Raw genomic sequence first — 18,909 nt, 5'->3', positions numbered from 1 at the left:
GCGTGAATGCAGCAGTTGCCACTGGACGGCGTCAAGGTCGTGGACCTGACCAACGTTCTGGCCGGGCCGTACTGCAGTTACCAGCTGATGCTGTTCGGCGCGGAGGTGGTCAAGGTGGAGCTGCCCGGCGCCGGGGATCTCGCCCGGCGGCTCGGCCCCGACCCGGAGCTCAACCGGGAGCAGATGGGTGCCTCCTTCCTCGCCCAGAACGCCGGCAAGAAGTCGGTCGAGCTGGATCTGAAGAGCCCGGCGGGGCGGGCCGCCTTCGAGTCGATGGTCGCCGGGGCCGACGTCCTGCTGGAGAACTACCGGGCCGGGGTGCTGGCCAGGCTCGGCTACGGGTGGGAGCGCCTGCGGGAGCTCAACCCCGGCCTGGTCTACTGCGCGATCTCCGGCTTCGGCCAGAGCGGCCCGATGAGCGGGGCGCCCGCCTACGACCAGATCATCCAGGGGTTGTCCGGCATGATGAGCGTCACTGGCACCCCTGACACGGCCCCGTTGCGGGTGGGGTTCCCCATCTGCGACACGGTGGGCGGGCTGATGGCCGCCCTGGCGGTCTCCGCCGCGCTGGCCGGGCGGCACCGTACCGGCCGTGGCTGCTTCCTGGATCTGTCGATGCTGGAGGCGTCGATCTCCGCCATGGGCTGGACGGTGTCGAACTACCTGATCAGCGGGGTGGAGCCGGAACCGATGGGCGACCAGAACGCCACCGCCGCCCCCTCCGGCACCTTCGAGACCGCCGACGGGCCCCTGAACATCGCCGCCAACCAGCAGGCCCAGTTCGAGACCCTGTGCCGGCTCACCGGGCGGCCCGACCTGGCCACCGACCCCCGCTTCGCCGAGCGGGAGGCGCGCAAGACCAATCGGCAGGCCCTCAACCAGGAGCTCAACCAGGCGCTGCGGGCCAAGACCGCGCTGGAGTGGGAGGACATCCTCTCCCGCGAAGGCGTCCCCGCCGCCCGCATCCTGACCGTGCCGCAGGCGCTCGAGCTCGACCAGGTACGTCATCGCGGCTTCCTCACGGAGGTCCCCTTCGCGGGCACGGGCGAGCGGCAGGTCACCCTCACCGGGAACGGCGTGGTCGTCGACGGCGTCGCCCTGCGCCCGCGCGGGTCCGCCCCGCTGCTCGGCGAGCACAACGACGAGTTCGAGGCCGTGTCATGAGCGAGCGGGCCAAGGACGCCGTCCCCGGGCCGGGCGGCGGCGCCGAGGCGGCGGCGGACTGGTGGGCGACCGCGGTCTCGCGGATCGAGCCCGACGTCATCGAGCTGCGCGGGCAGCCGGTCCAGGAGCTCATCGGGCGGATCGGCTTCGCCGAGATGATCTGGCTCATGCTCCGCGGCGATCGGCCGGATCCCCGCCAGGCGGCGCTGCTGGAGGCGGCGCTGGTCTCGTCGGTCGACCACGGGCCGCACGCCCCGTCCATCGCCGTCGCCCGGATGGCCGCCACCTGCGGGGTGGGGCTCAACAATGCCGTCGCCACGGGGGTCAACCTGCTCGGCGACGTGCACGGCGGGGCGGGGGAGCAGTGCGTCCGGCTGCTGGAGGAGGTGGTCGCGGACGGGGACGCGGCCGCCGTGGTCGCCCGCCGGCGGGCGCGTGACAAGTACCTGCCCGGGTTCGGGCATCGCTTCCACACGCGCGATCCGCGCCGGGACCCGCTGCTGGACCTGGCGTCCGAGGCCGTCGCGGCCGGAGTGGTGCCGGGCGCGCACCTGCGCGCCGCGATCGAGGTGGAGCGGCTGATCGCGCCGGTGCCGATGAACATCGACGGGGCGACCGCGGTGATCTACGCCGAGCTGGGCTTCCCCGCACCCCTGGCGCGCGGCCTCTTCGTGCTCAGCAGATCGGTCGGGATCCTGGCCCACGCCTGGGAGGAGACCGGGCAGGGGCGGCGCAACAAGGGGCCGATCCCGCCGTCCATCCTGCCGACCTGGCTCTGAGCATCCGCGAAAGGGGCTCCGCGGCGGCGGAGCCCCCCTTTCGCGCGCCGCTTCTGCGGTCCGCCTAATGGACCACCAGATCCATAAAACGGATGAACCTTAAGTCCGATCCGGGAGTGAAGGCAAGAGCTTGTTCCCGCGAAGATCCGTGGTTACGCTCAAACCCCTGAGTGGACCATTCGATCCGCCTGACGGATCGCTACGCGAGGTGCCCATGCGCAGCAAGCTCTCCATCGCCACCGCCACCGCGGCGGCGGCCATCCTGCTCACCGCCACCGCTCCCAGCTCGGCCGCCTCCCCGGAGGGGGCGCAGAACCTCGGTGATCCCGACTACGGGGTCTGTCGCGGCACCGACCCCCGCTGCTACCACGACTGGGGCAACTTCGACCCCGCCAAGGGCTTCAAGCTGCTCGTCTACAGCCGCACCGCCGGTCCCCGCCACGCGCACCTCGGCACCCCGCTCGCGCCCGGCCTGAACCCGCCGCTCAACGACAACAACGTCGCCGTCAAGGCGGTGATCAAGCTGGGCCAGGAGAACGGCTTCGCGGTCGACTACACCGAGGACGTCACCCAGCTCTCCTCGGCCGGGCGGCTGCTGCCGTACAACGCGGTGATGTTCCTCAGCACCACCCGCGACACCCTCGACGACGCCGCCCAGACCGCGCTGCGCCAGTACATCCGCGCCGGCGGCGGCTTCGTCGGCGTGCACAACGCCTTCGGCACCGAGTACAACTGGCCCTGGTACGAGGGCCTGCTCGGCAACGCCAACTTCTACGACCACAGCGCCAACCAGCCCGGCACCGTCGTCACCGTCAACCGCCGCGACGTCTCCACCCAGGGACTGCCCCGGACCTGGAGCTTCTCCGACGAGTGGTACAATCTCGTGCCCGCCCCGACCCGCGTCCGCGTGCTGGCCGAGGTGGACGAGTCGACCCTGGCCCGCGGCGTACGCGGCAACCTCGGCCACCCCGGGCACGGCGACGACCATCCGGTGAGCTGGTGCCAGTACTACGACGGCGGCAAGACGTGGCTCACCACCCTCGGCCACGACGTCAAGGCCTGGACCGACGAGCCCATGGACGGCGACCAGTACTTCACCCAGCACCTGCTGGGCGGCGTCAAGTCCGTGCTCGGCATGGCGCCGTTCTGCCGCTGAGGTCAGGAGGCGGGGGCCGCGCCGAACGCCGGGACCCGGCCGCGGCCCGCGCCGGCCCGCTACCTTCCCGGCGGCTCGCCGCCGATGCCCCCGCAACCCACGTCGTGAACTCCAACCGGCCGTTCGCGACGAGCAGGTCCTCCGGCGGCAGCAGCGCCTTCAGGTACAAACCACGGGTTGGCCAATGGCATCCAAGCGGCTTGTCGACGGCGCGAGCGGCATCGCACAACCAGCTGTTGTGCGGCCGGCCGATTATCGGCGCATCGCCGCGCGCTGGTGCGGAGTCACGTGAGGAAGATCTCCGGCGAGCAGGGCTCGCCGCGTGCTGGGATGGCAACCGCCGGCGGTGCCGACCCGTGGTGCCGCCCTGAAGGGGGTTCCCTGTGGGAGCCGCTCCCGGTGGCACCCGCTCCGCGCACGCCGGCACGGATCCACCTCACCCGTAGGTTTCACGGTCGCGGGTGCCGTCCTCCTGAGCGCGCCGGCCAAAAGCGTCACGGCGTTCACTGTCGTGTGCGGGGTCGGAGGGCTGGCGCTCGTCGCGCTGCTGAGCTGGGCCCTCATCAGCACGTGGAACGACTGATGGCGGTGCGCGAAGGCTCCACCAGGGCGTGAGACACGAGATCGGCTACGGGTCGCTCGGCTCCTCGTCCGCGTCCCCGGCGGGTGTCACGGGCGGTTCGGCGGAGGGCGGAGGCGTCTCGCTGACGATCCGGTCCCTGTTCTTGAGGAACTCGGCGTCGTCCTGCCAGTGGATCCTGGGTCGTCTGGGTGCAGCGGGCATGCCAGCCACCGTAACCGTGCGATCTTCAAGAGCACGTAACGTGAGCCCCCGCTCTCGGTCCTGCGGGATCCGGGGCGGGGGCGCTCACGTGCATGGCGTGGCCCGGCGCGCCGGCTGGTCAGCGGCCGGTGGATCCGTCGATCCGCTCCCGCAGGATGTCGGCGTGGCCGGCGTGCCGGCCGGTCTCTTCGATCATGTGCACCAGGACCCATCGCATCGACGGTGCCGGCCCCGGGCGCGCGGACCGGGGGGCGGGCAGGGACAGATCCGGGCAGGCGTCGATGACCCGGTTCGCCCGCTCGACGGTCTCGCGGTAGTCGGCGAGCACGCTGTCGACGGTGTCCTGCGCGGACGGCCGCATGGTCGCGCGCCAGTCGCCGACGTCCTCGCCGAGGAAGTAGAACCGTTCGACGAACGCCAGATGCCTGAGCAGCCCGAGCAGGTTGGTGCCCGAGGGCACCCCGCCCGTCCGGACCTGCGGTTCCGGCACGCCGGTGACCTTGTCGGCGATCGCGTCCCGCAGGTGATCGAGGAAGCCCCGCAGGGTGGCCTTCTCGTCGGCGCCGGTTCGCGGGGGTGTGGTGTCCTTCGCCCGCGTCCTGGGTCGCTGCGCGCGGATTCCTGGCATCGAGTGGCTCCGTTCCGACGTGACGTGGCGTGTGGTCGCGGTGGTCGTCCGGGGTCGTCCCGGCGTCATCCGGCGGTTCGCTGGACGAGCAGGACGTTGTCGATGACGGTGGCGGTCTCACCGGCGGGTCCGGTGGCCTGGCGGCGGGGCATGTCGGCGCGCAGGACGGACCAGTGCGCGGGGTCGAGATCGAGTTCGGCGGCGATCTCGGTGGGTGTGGGGAAGTGCGCGTCAGGACCCTGGTTCCACGACCACGGCGCGGTGGAGCCGTGGTCGACGATCAGCAGCAGGCCGCCGGGGTGCAGGGCCCGTGCGGCGGTGCGCAGGACTCGGCCGCGGAGCATCGGGAACGGGGTGTGGAGGTACTGGGCCGAGACGAGATCGAACCGGCCGGCCGGGAAGCTGCCGGCCAGGTCGTGCTGTTCGGTGGTGACCCGGTCCGCGACGCCGAGCTCGCGGGCGCGTTCCCGCACCCGTTCGACGGCGGTGGTGGAGATGTCCACGGCGGTGACGTGCCAGCCCCGCCGGGCGAGCCAGATGGCGTCGCCGCCGGCGCCGCAGCCCAGGTCCAGGGCCGAGCCGGGGCGCAGCGGGGCGGCGGTCTCAGCGAGCAGCGGGTTGGCGCGCGCGTCCCAGGTGCGCCGGGCACGGTAGTGCCGCTCCCAGAACAGCTCGGCGTCCTCGTCCGCCGCGCCGTGTCCGTCCGCACTGTGTCCGCCCGCGCCGTGTCCGCCCGCGGCGTCGGGCGTGGGTCGCCGGTGTCCGGTGGGATCCATCTGAATTGCCCCTTCGTCGGCCGGCGTGCCGTACGCGATCCGATGCGTACGTCCGGCGCCGGTGATGTACCGACAGCATCCCCACCGCTGTTTCCCACTTGCAAGAAAAGTTGCGGATCCGCATTATCGGAGCATGGACCACCCCGCAGGAGACGTTCTGGCCGGAGTCGGACCCCGCTTGCGTGCCCTGCGCCGGACGCGGGACGCCACGCTGGCCACGCTGGCGGAGGAAACCGGCCTCACCGCGAGCACCCTGTCCCGGCTGGAGAACGGCAAGCTGCGCCCCACGCTGGAGCAGCTGCTGCCGCTGGCCCGCGCCCACGGCGTCCCGCTCGATGATCTCGTCGCGGCCCCGCCCACCGGCGACCCGCGCATCCACCTGCGGCCGGTACGGCGATCCGGGCTGGTGCTGGTGCCGCTGACCAGGCGGGCCGGCGGCATCCAGGCCTACAAGGTGATCTATCCCCCCGCCGGCCGGTCGCCCACGATGAACCTGCAGACCCACGAGGGATACGAGTGGTTCTACGTCCTCAACGGGCACGTCAGGTTCGTGCTCGGCGAGCAGGAGTTCCGGCTCGGCGTCGGCGAGGCCGCGGAGTTCGACACCCGCATCCCGCACTGGATCGGCAGCGCCGGCAGTCAGCCCGCGGAGCTGCTCACCCTGTTCGGCGCGCAGGGAGAGCGTGCCCATCTGGCGCCGCCCGAGCACTGACCGACCCGGCCCCCACCGGCCGACCCCGCCCGTTCGGGCGCCGAGCAGCCCGCTCGCTCAGCTCGGAGCCGCTGGGCGCGTAGGCCGCGCCGGGGCCGTGACCGTTACCGAAAGTGCGGGTCGTCCCACCGGATGCCGGAGAACCGCCGTCCTGACGTCGGCGGCCATCGGAGGCCCTGCCTTCTCACCGCCGGCCCGCCCCCGCGCAGGTGCTGGAGCGCGCGCACCGCATCGCTGACGTCTGCGAGGCCCACGGCGTGACACCGCCCGAGGCCGCGATGGCCTTCCTCTGCGGCATTCGGACGGCACGATGAGGGCGGTGCTCACCTGGCCGGCTGCCATTGGGCTTCCATCCAGACCGTGTCGTCGTAGGTCAACGCTTCGACGCGGACACCCGGCGTGGCCGGCGCCGGCACGTCGATCTCGCCGCAGTCGGCGACCACGCTGACCGACACCAGCGCGGCGCTGCCCACGACCGTGACGCGTGCCCGGGTGGCCGAGGTGGCGAGGACGACGAGGACCGCCTCGGTGAGGTCCCGCCTGACCGCGACCGGCGGTGCCGGCCACTGGCCGCGCGCGTCCAGCTCCACCACGACGCCCTTGCGGTCCGCCACGTCAATGCAGTGGCGCAGCTCGTGCAGCAGGGGGTTGGCGACGGTGTCGGACTCGGCGAACAGCCTGCGCATGCGTGCCGCCTCGACGGCGCAGCTCCGCTGGACCAGCTGGTCCTCAGGGTGGAGCGATCCGTTGGCCAGCCCCTCCAGCAGCGGCACCGTGGTGGCCGACAGCTCGGCGAAGCGCTGTTGCCTGCGGCGGTGCGACTCGGCGGCGACGGCTTCCGCGACGCGTACCCGCTCGATCTCCCTGCGCGCGGCCACCGCCGCCGCGCCGAGGCTGCGCAGCACGGTCGCCACCACCGCCACGCACAGCGGGAAGCCGATCACGGTCACCGACCCGGTCGCGAACCGGGCCAGCTCCCCACGGGAGGCCCCTTCGAGCAGGAGCAGGTTGAGCAGCGCGGTGAGCTCGTGGGCCAGCAGGAACAGCACCGCGGTGCGCAGCGGGCGGTCCAGCACCACGACGAGGCCCGCCCAGTTGGCCGCGCCGAACATCCAGTCCGTGCCGGTAGAGGTGCGGCCGTCCGGCAGGGTCGCGTACGACAGCATGGACGCGGCGAGCACGACCGCGATGGCCACGCCGCGCAGCCGGCCCCACGACCGCCCGCGGACGAGCAGCACGGCCTCCGCGATCAGCACGACGCCGAGCACGGCGAATGCGCCCAACTGCGTGAGCGGCGTGTCGTAGGAGCCGAGGTGGCGCACCAGGTTGGTGAGCCCGAGCCCGAACACGATCGCCATGGCGATGACCAGCGTCGCCACCCGCAGGCCGCGCCGTAACTGCGCCCGCGTGGACTCCTCGACGGCGTCACCCGCAACGGCCGCGCTCGCCCCCGGCACGCCGTCCGGCCTCGCGCCACTCTTCCCGGCGCCACTCACGGCGTCGCCCAGAAAGGCGTCGCTCAGGAAGGCTTCACTCGCGGCGGCCTCTCTCACGCCGGTACGACTCGCGTCGGCGTCACGCATCGGCGGCGTCACCCACCAGTGCCCGCCATTCGAGCCGGACCTGGGTCCCCTCGCCGGCGGCGGAGGTGACCGTGGCCGTGCCGCCGACGCGCTCCATCCTGCCGCGTATGGACTCGCGCACCCCGCGCCGGGTCCCCGGCACGGCGTCCGGCGAGAACCCCTTCCCCTGGTCGGCGATGTCGAGGCGGAGCGCACGCGCGTCCCCCCGGAGCCGGACGGTCGCGCGGGCGGTGCCCGAGTGGCGGCGTACGTTGGTGAGAGCCTCGCCCGCCGCGTCGGTGATCGCCCTGGCGACGTCGAACGGAAGGCGGAGCCGCTCGGGGCCGTCGAAGTCCACGGTCAGGTGCGTGACGGCGAGATCAGCACGCAGCAGGTCGACGAGGTCGGCCTCCTCGGGTGCCCGCCCGCTGACGGAGCGCAGCCTGTCCAGGTCGCGCCGCGCCTGCGGGGCCAGCCAGCCGGCGTCCGAGCGCACCTGCCCCAGGCCCACCATCAGCAGGGTCGTCGCCGCAGTGTCGTGCAGCGAGTTGACCTGCTCGCGTTCCTCGGCGCGTACGGCCTCGGCCACCGTGGCCTCGCCCCGCGCCCGCAGGGCCTCGGCCGCCATCAGGTCGGCCCGTTTCGCCGCATGGCGGACGAGGATCCAGGCCGCTCTGGAGAGCGCGGCGGCCGGCACCGCCCACATTGTCCCGGTGACCAGGCTCGCGTCCACCTCCCACGCCCCCGCCTCAAAGAGGATCGCCACCGCCCCGCCCCCGCCGACGAACGCCGCCGTGCCGCCCGCCGCCGGTGAGGTGTGCCACTGGTAGGTCACGCAGGCGAAGGTGACCAGCAGCCGCAGCCACCCGGTGTTCCTGGCCTCCACGGCGTCGGTCCAGAAGATGCTGCCGAACAGTCCCAGCAGGACGGCCACGTCGAGGGCGACGAGCGCGTTGCCCCGCCCCGCCCGCAACCACCACGCGAACACACAGGTCCACACCGCCGCGACGCCGACCACGGCCGCGGTGCTCACCAGTTGCTCGGCCGGGGCCCGGAAAAGGGCGATGGCGCAGATCGGCACCAGCGTCGCCAGACGTACCGCGCAGGCGTACCTGCGCCCGAAGCGCACCAGCAGCCCCGCAGCCTCCCCTGCCAACCGCCACCTCTCGGACCGCCCACGTCCCTGCCGTCACGGCAGCCTAACGTCTCCACCATCGGGAAATGTCGTGACTTGGGGAATTCGCGCGGGGATCGACGGGTGGGCGTCCGCCGCCCCCCGGATGAGCCACGCGCCGTCAGGTGGGAAGAGCGGGCCGAGCCCTCCGGCGTTGGCGGCGTCGGAGCGGGGTTCCGGCTAGGGCTAGGGGGAGGCCGGGCCGAGGCTCCATCCGGTGACATGGCCCTTGACGTCGCCCGCGGCCAGCCACGACGCCCCGTCGTCCTCGGCGATCGCCACCGAGTAGACGCGCCCACCGGCGGACTTCAGCGGGTCGCCGAGTTGCTTGCCGCTGCGCAGGTCCCAGACGCGGACGGTTCCGTCGAACCCGCCGGAGGCGACGACCGCGCGGCCCTTCACCCTGCCCACCGCCAGGCAGGCGATCTCCGCGGTGTGGCCGGAGAACGCCGCGAACTCCTCGCCGCTGCGCGCGTCCCAGACGCGGACCTTGCGGTCGGAGCCGCCGCTGATCCCCACCGGCGTGCCGTCCATCGCGGTGGTCGCCACGGCGAAGACGTCACCGCTGTGGCCGCGGAAGGTGGCGCCCGCAGAGCCGGTCTCGAGGTTCCACACCTGCGCGGTGTCGTCGGCCGACGCGGTCACCGCGAACGGACGCCCGTCGATCGTGCCGGTCGCGACGCCGAACACCGGGTCGCCACCCGCCGCCTTGGGCTGGGGCCCGGAGTCCTTGCCCGTTGTGGGGTCCCAAACGTGGACCTTTCCGGCCTCATCACCGCTGATCAGGACCGTCTTGCCCGACACCTGCGCGGAGGCGATCGTGTAGACCATCTTCTGGTGGCCTCGGTAGGTGGGGCCGACCGGCTCGGTGCTCCCCGCGCGGGAGACGATGACCCCGCCGTTCCGCAGCCGCCGGAACGCGGCCGCCTGCCCGTCCACCTCGCCCACGTCGATGGCGGCGCCCGTCTCCTCGCCGCCGGCGGTCCTCAGCTCGGCGAGCTCGCTGGGGCGCGTGCCGAACTTCCACGCTCTGGCCACCCCCTTGGTGCTGCCGGCCAGCACCGCGCGCTGTCCGACGTAGGTGCTCACCGCCAGGCTGTTGACCTCGCCGCCGAGGGTGACCCTCGCCATCCTCCGGCCGTACGGCCGGGCGGCGACGCCGGCCGTCGCCGACGGTGTGCCCGCCGTCGCCGAGGACACGGGCGTCGCCGGCGAGTCGCCCGCTCCCCCTCGCAGGACCACCACCAGCACGCTCACGAGCACCGCCACGGAGACGGCCGAGCCCACCACCAGGAGCCTGGACCGCTTGCCGCGTGCGTCCGTGATGAGGGCGGCAGGCGGCGCTCCCTCCGCGGACGGCGCACCGAGGCCGGGCGGCGCACCGAGACCGGACGGCGCACCGAGACCGGACGGCGCACCGAGACCGGACGGCGTACCGGGACCGGGCGTCGCGGCGGGTCCGGCGAGGGGCGGCCCGGCCGGCGGCATGCCGGTGGACGAGGTCCAGGCGTGTGCCGCTCCAGCCGGTGGAGCCGCGCCCGAGTCACCGCCGACGGGCCTGGTCACGCGCTGGTCGTGGCCGAGGAGGAGATGCAGGGCCTCGGCCGACGTGGGGCGTTCCCGCGGCGCCTTGGCCAGGCAGCGGAGGAGAAGGGCGCGCAGGGGCTCGGGGACGCCGTCCAGCCGCGGCCGGTCGTTGAGGATGCGGTACATCACCGCGGGCAACGTGTCCTGGCCGAACGCCGGGCGCCCGGTCGCGGCGAAGCCCACGGTCACCGCCCAGCTGAACACGTCGGACGCGGGCAGCGCCGGCTCGCCGTGGATCACCTCGGGAGCCATGTACGCCGGGGTGCCCACCGAGCCGGCGGTGGCGGTCACGTCGACGGCGCGCGCGATGCCGAAGTCGATCACCCGGGGGCCGTCGGAGCCCAGCAGGACGTTCGACGGCTTGAAGTCGCGGTGGACGATCCCGGCCCGGTGGATGGCCGCCAGCGCGGTGGCCGTGCTGACCGCGATGCGGTCGAGCGCGCCTCCGGACCTGGGGCCGTGCTCGCGGACGGAATCCTGCAGCGACGGGCCGTCGACGAACTCCGACACGATGTAGGGCCTGTCGCCGTCGACCGCCACGTCCAGCACGCGGGCCGTGCAGAACGCGGCCACCCGCATGGCCGCGTCGACCTCGCGTAAGAAGCGTTCGCGCGCCTCGCTCCTGCCCGCCAGCCGGGCGTGCAGCACCTTGATCGCCACCCGCTCGCCCGAGGCGTGCTCGGCCAGGTAGACCACGCCCTGCCCGCCCTCACCGAGGCCGCCGACGACGCGGTAGTCACCCAGCCGGGTGGGTTCGCCGGCCTGCAGGGGGCGGAACATGGTTCTCGACGATACACGTTCCGCAGATAGAGGGCGATCCTGCACTTCACGGCCGCTGGACAGGGTTCTTCGCCGGGTCCCGACCGGCCGGATCAGGGGAGAGCCGAGGTGCCGGACGACCGCAGTTCCTCGGCCGTGATCCGTTCGAGCCGCTTGTGCCGGGTCTCCGGGCCGAACGCGATCAGGGCGATCAGGGCCAGGGCCATCGGGACGACGCCGACAGCGGCGGTCACCCGTACCGAGGGGACCGCGACGGCGGTGATCACCAGGGCCAGGATCAGCACCCCGCCGGCCTTGGTCGCGCCCGCGGACAGACCGCTCGTGCGCGCGCGGACGACGGTCGGATAGATCTCGGCGGTGTACGCGGCGAGCACGGCGTTCAGGATGCTGATCCCCCACACCGGCACGACGAGCAGGACGTACAGCAGGCCGCGATTGGCGGCCACCTGGTCGCCCAGCGCGGCGAAGGTGGCGAGCGATCCGCCCATCAGCGCGATCAGCAGGATGATGGTCTTCTTGCTGCTCCAGAACCCGTACAGCAGCGCGATCGGCACGCTGAACGGGAAGCCGATGATCGCGGCGTTGCGGAGGATCTCGCTGGCGTCCACCTCGGAGAAGCCGAGCCGCTGGAGGTTGGACGGCATCCACTGCTGGAAGCCGAACTGGGTGGTGCCGATGCTCAGCCCCAGCAGGACGACGACGGCGGTCAGGCCGAGGAACGGCTTGCTGAACGCCAGCCGGGTGCCGCGGTCCAGGTCGCGCTCGACGGCGAGCTCCGACTGCGTCTCGACGACGGTGGCGCCGTACTTGCGCATGACGGCCCTGGCCTCCTCGTCCCGGCCATGCATGATCAGGAAGCGGGGCGACTCCGGGATCCAGCGGTTCAGCAGGAGCAGGATGAGACCGGTGGGCAGGCCGACGAGCCACAGCAGGCGCCAGCCGAACGCCTCGGGCGCGGCCCAGGTGGAGGCGAGCCAGCTCACGATGATGTACGCGCCGGCGATGTCGCTGCCGATGAGCACGATCATCCAGCCGCGATGCCTCCTGGGCACCGTCTCCGAGAGCAGCACGAAGGTGAGGGGGAGCATGCCGCCCACGCCGAGGCCCATGGCGAGGCAGGTGACCAGGTTCATCCAGAATTCGGGCATCGTGCCGCACGTCGACGTCGCGATGAAGATGATCGCCGCCAGCAGGATGGACGCGCGCCGCCCGATGCGGTCGCCCAGCCAGCCCCAGACGAACGAGCCGATCATGATGCCGGTCACGCCGGACAGCGGGTAGAGGGCGATCGGCAGCGCGTCGGCCGTCGGGTTCAGCGGCCCGCGCAGCCCGTACTCGGCCGCGGCGCCGGGAACGAGGAACGCGAAGGCGGTCGGCTTCATCACGTCGATCGTGATGGCGGCCGCCATGACCAGGAGCAGCCCGACGTGGGCGGGTCTGATCCGGGCGTCGTCGAGAGGGGCGATGCTCACCTTGCTCAGCTCGGGCCGCCTGCCACCCGACCGTGGGAACAGGCTGTAGGCGGTGACGCCGACGCCGACGAACAGCAGGATCATGCCGATGGCCATCTCGGTCGTCACCGGCATGCCGGCCATGTGATAGTGCATGTCACGGGCCATGAAGTAGCTCGGCAGCTGTAGCAGCACGCCGACCGTCGTGATCGTCACGCCCGACCAGAACGCCGGCGTATGTCCATGCGAGGCGGCCCTCATGGTGCGCACCTTCCAGCCGTTTCCGGCAGGGAGTCGAGTACGGATGGCGGAGCCTGGAGCGCCAGGACCTCGAGGGCTGTCCGCATGTGGTCCTTCAGCCGCGTCCGATCCGTGCCGGCGGCCGGCGGCGCGTGCCAGGCCCGGCGGATCTCGCGAATCCGGTTCCACCTGTGCCGAGCCGCGGCGACGAGCTCGGCGACCTCCGGCGGCGGGTCCGCGTCCGGCCGGAGAAACCCCTGGACCACGCCCATCGCCCAATGGGGTGCGACCCAGTCGTGGTAGGCGCGCATCATGACCGCTCGCTGGCCCGCGAAGTCGTCCGGGTCGCGGGCGATGGCCTCGGCCAGCAACTCCGCCTGGACGAGGCCGAGCCCCGCGCCTCGCGAGGTGAGCGGGTTCAGCGCCGCCAGCGCGTCTCCGATCTGGTGGAGCCCGCACGGTCCGGAGAACGCGGACAGGCGGATCCTGCTCCGCAGAAATCCGAAATCCTGGATCGGCGCGAGCGGGACCGCGTCCCGCAGGCACGATCGCAGCCGCTCGGACGCCAGAGCCGCGCGGTAGGACTCGAGCATGACCTGCCGGCCGGGCGGATGCCGGTCGCCGCGCAGGGCGACCAGGACCGAGGCGAAGGGCGGATCGTGCACGAACAGCCGGACGTGCACGACATCCCTGGACGGAGCGGGGCTCCACAGCGCGACGGCGTCCCGCGCGGCGGCGAATCCCGCGTCGGTCAGCCGGAAGGGCTGGGAGGTGTAGTAGAGGTGCGACCTCATGCTGACGTACGGCGCGGCGGAGGCGAGCCGCGCGTGGATGCCCGTCGCGTCGATGACCAGCCGGGCGGGAAGGACGGCCTTCGCCGTGCGCACGCCGCGCACCCGCGCCCCGGGCTCGTCCTCGGTCACCACGTCGAGCACCCGCTCGCCGAACCGGAGCGTCAGGCTGGGGAGATCCCGCGCGCAGGCGAGGAGGGCCCGCTCCAGCAGGGCACGGCGAAGGGCCATGAAGGCGGCCGGTGAATCGCCGGGATGTTCGACCGCGTCGCGGGCGCCCAGCTCGTAGACCTTGCGCGTCACGTCGGGCAGCGATCGCCACAGGATGTCACGCGCTCCCGCCATGAGCTGGTGGGGGCGCCGGGCGTGTGCCGCTCCGGCGCGAAGGGCGGGATAGCCCTCGCGCCGGCCGAACGCGGCGCACTCGTCACGTTCGATGACCGTCACGGGCAGGCCGTGCCGGGCGAGCATCATCGCGACCGACATGCCGGTTGTACCGGCGCCGACAACGACGATTCCTTTTTCGACTTCATTGGCAACCGAGATATCGACCACGAATTTCACATTAGCCGGTGCATCGGCCGGGCCACAGGTCCGGAAAATGACATGGCGCATGTCCGCTTGCTGACCGGAAAAACTCTTTCGCCGCGCACCGGCGCCGGTAATGATGACCGGGCAAGTTCCGTGAATCCAGGAAGCGGGCTCACGGTGACCATCGATCGAAAGGATCACAGCATGAACGACGTGCTGAAGCTGCAGATGCAGGCCACTGTCGACGCCGGCGACTCCGGCATCGAAGAGGACGCGCCCATCAGCACGCTGAGCTGGTCGCACTGCTCGAACGAGAACTAGGTCGTCCCGGGCGCGGGACTCGTCGATTCCCGCGCCCACCCTTCTCGAATTGCTGGTGCCGTACGAAGTCAAAAACAAAGAATGGCGAGCTCCGACCATGGTGCACTTCAGACGTGTTTCCGACCTCCGGCTTTATCTGACCGGGCAGGCCGCCTCGGTCTTCGGCAGTAGCCTCACCGCCACCGCCTCTTCCGTGGTCGCCGTGATCAACCTGCACGCCACCCCCCGGGAGATCTCCCTGATCGTGGTCAGCGCGACCCTGCCGGCCTTGCTGTTCGGGCCGATCTGCGGTGTCCTGGCGGATCGGATCGTCCGGCCGCGCCGCATGCTCGTGCTGATCGACCTGCTCTGCGGTGGCGTGGTGCTCGCCTGTGCCGCCGCGGCCTTCACCGGCGCGCTGACGATCGCCTGGCTGTGCGCGGTGGGTTTCCTGATCGGCCTGGCGGAGATCGTCGTCTTCGCTCTGTACTTCACCCATCTGCGCAGCCTCGACGATGTGGAGAACGTGGGAGCGGCCCGTGGGCGGCTGCAGTCCTCCGAGATGATCTCGCGTGCCGTCGCGGGCACGATCGCCGGTCCCCTGCTGGCGACGCTGGGTGCTCCGCTGCTGTTCCTCCTGGACTCGTTGACCTACGCCTTCAGCGCCTCCTGCCTGCGCGCCCTGCGATCACCGGATCGGCGGTCGAGCAAACCGGAACCCAAGGCCGGGATCCTGCGCGAGATGCGCGCCGGGGTGTCGGTGATCCGCGCGCACCCGCTGTTGTCCGCCTTCGCGGCCTACGCGTTCCTGCTCAACGTGGCGACCCAGGGCACGCTCGCTCAGCGCTCACTGTTCCTGCTGGACACGTTGCACCTTCCCGTCGCCCTGTACAGCGCCCCCATGGTGGTCGCCACGCTCCTCGGCGCGGTGGGCTCGCTGGCGGCGCCCAAGCTGCTGGAGCGCGGCCACTCGCCGCGTCGCCTCCTGCTGGCGTGCTCGCTGGCGGCCGTGCTCGCGACCCTCGCGTTGCCGCTGGCCGGCGGGCCGCTCTGGGCGGTGCTGGCCCTGGTCACGATCGGCATCGGGCTGCCCGTGTTCTTCGGGGCGGCGGGCAACCTGGCGCTCATCACCATCCTGTCCGACGACATCGGGGACGAGTACTTCGGCCGGATGACCACGCTGCTCACCACGGTCGTGACGCTCGCGAGCGCCGCCGGCGCCCTCCTGGGCGGCGTGCTCGGGGAGCGGTTCGGCGTGCGCAACGGTATCTGGCTGTGCCAGGCCATCGCCCTCGTCGCGGTGACCATGCTCCTCATCTCCGTGCGGCGGGGCCGTACGCGCGCGGCCGGCGCTCCCGCCGGTACGACCGCGGGAGTGCCCTCGTGAGATATCCGGATGCGCGGCGGGACCCGGTGACGGAGCGCCGTCACCGGCATCTCGTCGCGGACCCGTACCGCTGGCTGGAGGACCCGGACTCCGAGGACACCCGGCGATGGCTGCGCGAGCAGCAGGCGCTCAGCGTCGGCTGTCTGGAGCGCCTGCCGGGCAGGCGACGGCTGAGCGCGATGTTGCGCGACCTCGCCCCCCGGCCGTCCCCGTCCCCGGCCAGGACCGCGGGCTCCCGCGGGTTCCGGGCCGGTCCCTTCGGGCCGGACGAGCGCTGGACGCTACAGGTGCGGGAGCGGGCGGGGTGGCGGACGGTCGTGGGCGTGACCGACCTGCATCCCCACGCCACCGTCGCGAGCTGGCAGCCGTCTCCCGCCGGGAGCCTCGTCGCGATCCAGGTCCTCGTGGCCGGCGCCGAGGACCGGACCCCCCTGTCGCTGGTGGACGTGACCACCGGACGCGTCGTGGAGACCGTGTCCGGGACCCGGTACTCCCCGATCGAGTGGCGCGCGGACGAGCAGGCGTACTTCTGCGCGCGCGGCCACCTCGACCGGCCGGGTACGGGCGTCTACCACCACAAGGTCGGCGGCGACGTCACCGCGGACGAACTGGTCGCCGGCGACGAGGCGGCGACCACCCGCTATCACGTGGCGCTCTGGCACGACCGCTGGCTGGTCGTCACAGTCCGGGACGGGACCGCGCGCGACACGCGGGTGAGCGTCGCCGACGTACGAGCGGGCGGCCCGCTCCGCCCGCTGCCGCCAGGGGCCGGAGCCTCGGCCGTCGTGGTGGTGGACGACGACGACCGGCTGGTGGCCTCGTCCTCGACGGCCGGCGGCTTCGGGCAGGTGCTCGTCGCGGACCGCGCCGGCGACGGCTGGGGGCCCTGGCGGGTCCTGCTCCCCGAGGACACCTCCGGGGTCCTGGCCGGCGTGACCCTCGCCCGCACCGAGCGCGGCCGCCGCCTGGTCGCGCTGCGCAACCGGGACGGCGTCAGCCGGATGACCGTGCACGACGCGACGACGGGCGCCGCGCTCACCGAGGTCGGGCTGCCCGGTGACGGGACGGTGAGCTCGATCAGGCCGACGGGCGATCCGGCCGTCCTGGCCCTCACCTATGCCGGGTGGGACACCCCGCCGTCGGCATGGCGGCTGGATGTGCGTTCCGGCCGCGTGACCCCGTGCGACGGGGCGCCGGCACGTCCGGACGTCGAGGTCAGCCGGCACGTCTACCACTCGGCCGACGGGACCGAGGTCCCGCTGACCATCCTGGCCGGGTGCGGCGCGGAGCGTCCCCGTCCCACCCTGCTGGCGGTCTACGGCGGCTTCGGCATCCCGGCCCGCCCCTCGTTCCAGCCCGACCTGCTGGCGTGGGTGCTCAACGGCGGGTACGTCGCGGTCGCCGGGATTCGCGGCGGCGGCGAGCGGGGTCGTCGATGGCACCAGGAGGGCAGCGGGGCGAACAAGGGCAACGCTCTCGCGGACCTGCACGCGGCCGGTGACTGGCTCGTCCGGCACGGTTGGACGCGGCGGGACCAGCTGGCCCTGCTCGGCGGCAGCAACGGCGGCCTGCTGGCCATGGCGGCCGCGGTACAGCGGCCCGAGGCGTACGCGGTCGTGGGGTGCGCGGGTGCGCCGTTCGACATGATCCGCTATGAACGCTGGGGATTGGGCGAGGCGTGGCGCGAGGAGTACGGTTCCCCGGACGAGCCGGCGGGGCTCGAGGCGCTGTTGAGCTACTCGCCCTACCACAACGTGTCCGCCGGGCGCCGCCACCCCGCGACGATCCTGATCACGGGGAGCAATGACACGCGCGTGGACCCCCTGCACTCCCGCAAGATGGCCGCCCAGTTGCAGCACGCGACGACGGGCGGACCGGTCCTGCACTACGTGGTGGAGGGCGCGGGCCATACGGGGGCCCGCGGCGAGCAGGGGATCTGGAAGACGGCCGCCGCTCTCGCGTTCATCGCCCGGCATACCGGACTGGCGCTCGCGGACGACGGGTGACGGGCGGTGGAACACGGTGGAACGGACGAGTCACGCCTATACCGACGAGGGGGCTCATCGTCAAATATGGGGGTTACGTGGGTAAGGCCAATGACACCGGCGTGATGACGTTACGTGATCTCGGCTTCGACGAACTGGCGGAACGAACGTACCGCGCGCTGCTGCAGAAGCCCGAGCACGACCTGACGGCCCTGGAGGCCCAGGTCGGCGCGGTGGAAGACGATCTCAGGACTGCCCTGGCTCATCTCGTCGACCTGGGCGTCGCCCGGACGCACCCGGCCGCGCCGTCCGGGGTCGTCGCCGTCGATCCCACCGCGTCGCTGAGGCAGCTCATCGAGCACAAGGAAGACGAGCTGCTGCGGAAGTACCGCAAGGTGGCGGGGCTGCGAACCGAACTGGGGGCGCTCTCGGTGCTGGACGCGCGGGGGATGGCGGGGCTGCGCGGCGGTGGACCGGGGGTGGAGTGGGTCGACGGCATGCGGGACGTCCGCGAGCGGCTTGCTGAGCTGTCGTCCCTGACCCGGGCGAGCATGTACTGCGTGCTGCACGGCCGGCCTCGACCGGAGGTCTGCCAGGCACTCGACCTGCGCCTGCGCAGGGGGATCGAGCTGCGGCTGGTCCACGAGCGATCGGCGCTGGACGACGAGCGGACCCGCACCTACCTGCACCGGCTCATGGCCGAGGGAGCGCGGATCCGCGTGAGCGACCGGCGGCTCGACCCGCTGATCGTCATGGACGAGCAGGTGGCCGTCGTCCCCATCGACCCGGAGGACCACGGACAGGGCGCGCTCGTCGTCCGGCAGGTCGGCTTGCTGACCGGCTTCCTGCGGCTGTTCGACCGGCTCTGGGACGAGGCCCGCGAGCTGTCCCCGGATCTCCAGGACATCTCCCGGGAACCGGGACTGACCGACGATGATCGCCGGCTGCTCGACCTTCTCGCGTCGGGCAACACCGACGAGGTGGCCGCTCGCCATCTCGGAGTGTCGGTCCGTCACCTGCGGCGGCGGATCGCCCGGCTGACCGCGCGGCTGGAGGCGTCCAGCAGGTTCGAGGCCGGCGTCGCGGCGGTTCGACGCGGCTGGCTCTGAGAGAGGAATGTCG

At 72.5% G+C, this 18,909-nt stretch carries 15 protein-coding genes and 1 pseudogene; 7 read left to right on the top strand and 9 right to left on the bottom strand.

What is annotated here, in order from left to right:
- Positions 1 to 6: 6 nt before the first annotated feature.
- The 3 genes from ACBJ59_RS33755 to ACBJ59_RS33745 all read left to right on the top strand — a co-directional run bounded on the left by ACBJ59_RS33755 (position 7) and on the right by ACBJ59_RS33745 (position 3,099).
- A complete protein-coding gene (locus ACBJ59_RS33755) occupies positions 7 to 1,164 on the top strand; it encodes a CaiB/BaiF CoA transferase family protein (RefSeq protein WP_375114241.1) in 1,158 nt (385 codons plus the stop codon).
- Positions 1,161 to 1,943: a citryl-CoA lyase gene (locus ACBJ59_RS33750; RefSeq protein ID WP_375114240.1), complete on the top strand. Its 783-nt coding sequence runs from the start codon at positions 1,161 to 1,163 to the stop codon at positions 1,941 to 1,943. Before ACBJ59_RS33755 ends, ACBJ59_RS33750 begins: the two co-directional genes overlap by 4 nt.
- 214 nt (positions 1,944 to 2,157) lie before the next feature.
- Positions 2,158 to 3,099: a ThuA domain-containing protein gene (locus tag ACBJ59_RS33745; protein WP_375114239.1), complete on the top strand. Its 942-nt coding sequence runs from the start codon at positions 2,158 to 2,160 to the stop codon at positions 3,097 to 3,099.
- Between the two features lie 628 nt (positions 3,100 to 3,727).
- Here the strand turns inward: ACBJ59_RS33745 and ACBJ59_RS33740 are convergent.
- The 3 genes from ACBJ59_RS33740 to ACBJ59_RS33730 all read right to left on the bottom strand — a co-directional run bounded on the left by ACBJ59_RS33740 (position 3,728) and on the right by ACBJ59_RS33730 (position 5,287).
- On the bottom strand, positions 3,728 to 3,883 hold the full coding sequence (locus ACBJ59_RS33740; RefSeq protein WP_375114238.1) for a hypothetical protein: 156 nt from the start codon (positions 3,881 to 3,883) through the stop codon (positions 3,728 to 3,730).
- Positions 3,884 to 4,001: 118 nt separating this feature from the next.
- Positions 4,002 to 4,511, bottom strand: coding sequence for a DinB family protein (locus ACBJ59_RS33735; protein ID WP_375114237.1), 510 nt, complete (start codon positions 4,509 to 4,511; stop codon positions 4,002 to 4,004).
- Positions 4,512 to 4,576: 65 nt separating this feature from the next.
- Entirely contained in the window at positions 4,577 to 5,287 is a 711-nt protein-coding gene (locus ACBJ59_RS33730) for a class I SAM-dependent methyltransferase (RefSeq protein WP_375114236.1), read from the bottom strand.
- Positions 5,288 to 5,420: 133 nt separating this feature from the next.
- Here ACBJ59_RS33730 and ACBJ59_RS33725 point away from each other — a divergent pair, with 133 nt between their 5' ends.
- Positions 5,421 to 5,999 carry a helix-turn-helix domain-containing protein gene (locus tag ACBJ59_RS33725; RefSeq protein WP_375114235.1) on the top strand — a complete coding sequence of 193 codons (579 nt, stop codon included), beginning with the start codon at positions 5,421 to 5,423 and terminating at the stop codon, positions 5,997 to 5,999.
- A gap of 323 nt (positions 6,000 to 6,322) precedes the next feature.
- Here ACBJ59_RS33725 and ACBJ59_RS33720 read toward each other — a convergent pair whose 3' ends face one another.
- The 6 genes and pseudogenes from ACBJ59_RS33720 to ACBJ59_RS33695 all read right to left on the bottom strand — a co-directional run.
- Complete coding sequence (locus ACBJ59_RS33720; protein WP_375114234.1) at positions 6,323 to 7,582, bottom strand: hypothetical protein; 1,260 nt, start codon at positions 7,580 to 7,582, stop codon at positions 6,323 to 6,325.
- Positions 7,575 to 8,717: a sensor histidine kinase gene (locus ACBJ59_RS33715; protein ID WP_375114233.1), complete on the bottom strand. Its 1,143-nt coding sequence runs from the start codon at positions 8,715 to 8,717 to the stop codon at positions 7,575 to 7,577. Before ACBJ59_RS33715 ends, ACBJ59_RS33720 begins: the two co-directional genes overlap by 8 nt.
- Positions 8,718 to 8,921: 204 nt before the next feature.
- Positions 8,922 to 11,102 (bottom strand): serine/threonine-protein kinase, encoded by a 2,181-nt coding sequence (locus tag ACBJ59_RS33710; protein WP_375114232.1) that lies wholly within the window; start codon positions 11,100 to 11,102, stop codon positions 8,922 to 8,924.
- A gap of 92 nt (positions 11,103 to 11,194) precedes the next feature.
- Positions 11,195 to 12,814: an MFS transporter gene (locus tag ACBJ59_RS33705; protein WP_375114231.1), complete on the bottom strand. Its 1,620-nt coding sequence runs from the start codon at positions 12,812 to 12,814 to the stop codon at positions 11,195 to 11,197.
- Positions 12,811 to 14,070, bottom strand: a complete 1,260-nt coding sequence (locus tag ACBJ59_RS33700; protein WP_375114494.1) for an NAD(P)/FAD-dependent oxidoreductase — start codon at positions 14,068 to 14,070, stop codon at positions 12,811 to 12,813. Before ACBJ59_RS33700 ends, ACBJ59_RS33705 begins: the two co-directional genes overlap by 4 nt.
- Positions 14,071 to 14,199, bottom strand: a pseudogene (locus tag ACBJ59_RS33695) (hypothetical protein); the annotation flags it as partial.
- Between the two features lie 334 nt (positions 14,200 to 14,533).
- Between ACBJ59_RS33695 and ACBJ59_RS33690 the strand changes: the two are divergent.
- The 3 genes from ACBJ59_RS33690 (at position 14,534) to ACBJ59_RS33680 (ending at position 18,896) form a co-directional block, all read left to right on the top strand.
- Complete coding sequence (locus ACBJ59_RS33690) at positions 14,534 to 15,802, top strand: MFS transporter (RefSeq protein ID WP_375114230.1); 1,269 nt, start codon at positions 14,534 to 14,536, stop codon at positions 15,800 to 15,802.
- Positions 15,799 to 17,808, top strand: coding sequence for a prolyl oligopeptidase family serine peptidase (locus ACBJ59_RS33685; protein WP_375114229.1), 2,010 nt, complete (start codon positions 15,799 to 15,801; stop codon positions 17,806 to 17,808). Before ACBJ59_RS33690 ends, ACBJ59_RS33685 begins: the two co-directional genes overlap by 4 nt.
- A 104-nt stretch (positions 17,809 to 17,912) precedes the next feature.
- Complete coding sequence (locus ACBJ59_RS33680) at positions 17,913 to 18,896, top strand: hypothetical protein (protein ID WP_375114228.1); 984 nt, start codon at positions 17,913 to 17,915, stop codon at positions 18,894 to 18,896.
- Positions 18,897 to 18,909: the final 13 nt, after the last annotated feature.

It is taken from the genome of Nonomuraea sp. MTCD27 (assembly GCF_041950495.1).
In the GTDB taxonomy this organism is placed as follows: domain Bacteria; phylum Actinomycetota; class Actinomycetes; order Streptosporangiales; family Streptosporangiaceae; genus Nonomuraea.
This window is presented reverse-complemented; position numbering and strand designations above follow the sequence as displayed.

Coding starts and splice junctions, on each gene's coding strand:
- ACBJ59_RS33755 (WP_375114241.1), top strand. CDS start 7: ATGCAGCAGTTGCCACTGGACGGCGTCAAGGTCGTGGACCTGACCAAC.
- ACBJ59_RS33750 (WP_375114240.1), top strand. CDS start 1,161: ATGAGCGAGCGGGCCAAGGACGCCGTCCCCGGGCCGGGCGGCGGCGCC.
- ACBJ59_RS33745 (WP_375114239.1), top strand. CDS start 2,158: ATGCGCAGCAAGCTCTCCATCGCCACCGCCACCGCGGCGGCGGCCATC.
- ACBJ59_RS33740 (WP_375114238.1), bottom strand. CDS start 3,883: ATGCCCGCTGCACCCAGACGACCCAGGATCCACTGGCAGGACGACGCC.
- ACBJ59_RS33735 (WP_375114237.1), bottom strand. CDS start 4,511: ATGCCAGGAATCCGCGCGCAGCGACCCAGGACGCGGGCGAAGGACACC.
- ACBJ59_RS33730 (WP_375114236.1), bottom strand. CDS start 5,287: ATGGATCCCACCGGACACCGGCGACCCACGCCCGACGCCGCGGGCGGA.
- ACBJ59_RS33725 (WP_375114235.1), top strand. CDS start 5,421: ATGGACCACCCCGCAGGAGACGTTCTGGCCGGAGTCGGACCCCGCTTG.
- ACBJ59_RS33720 (WP_375114234.1), bottom strand. CDS start 7,582: ATGCGTGACGCCGACGCGAGTCGTACCGGCGTGAGAGAGGCCGCCGCG.
- ACBJ59_RS33710 (WP_375114232.1), bottom strand. CDS start 11,102: ATGTTCCGCCCCCTGCAGGCCGGCGAACCCACCCGGCTGGGTGACTAC.
- ACBJ59_RS33705 (WP_375114231.1), bottom strand. CDS start 12,814: ATGAGGGCCGCCTCGCATGGACATACGCCGGCGTTCTGGTCGGGCGTG.
- ACBJ59_RS33700 (WP_375114494.1), bottom strand. CDS start 14,070: ATGTCGGTCGCGATGATGCTCGCCCGGCACGGCCTGCCCGTGACGGTC.
- ACBJ59_RS33690 (WP_375114230.1), top strand. CDS start 14,534: ATGGTGCACTTCAGACGTGTTTCCGACCTCCGGCTTTATCTGACCGGG.
- ACBJ59_RS33680 (WP_375114228.1), top strand. CDS start 17,913: ATGACGTTACGTGATCTCGGCTTCGACGAACTGGCGGAACGAACGTAC.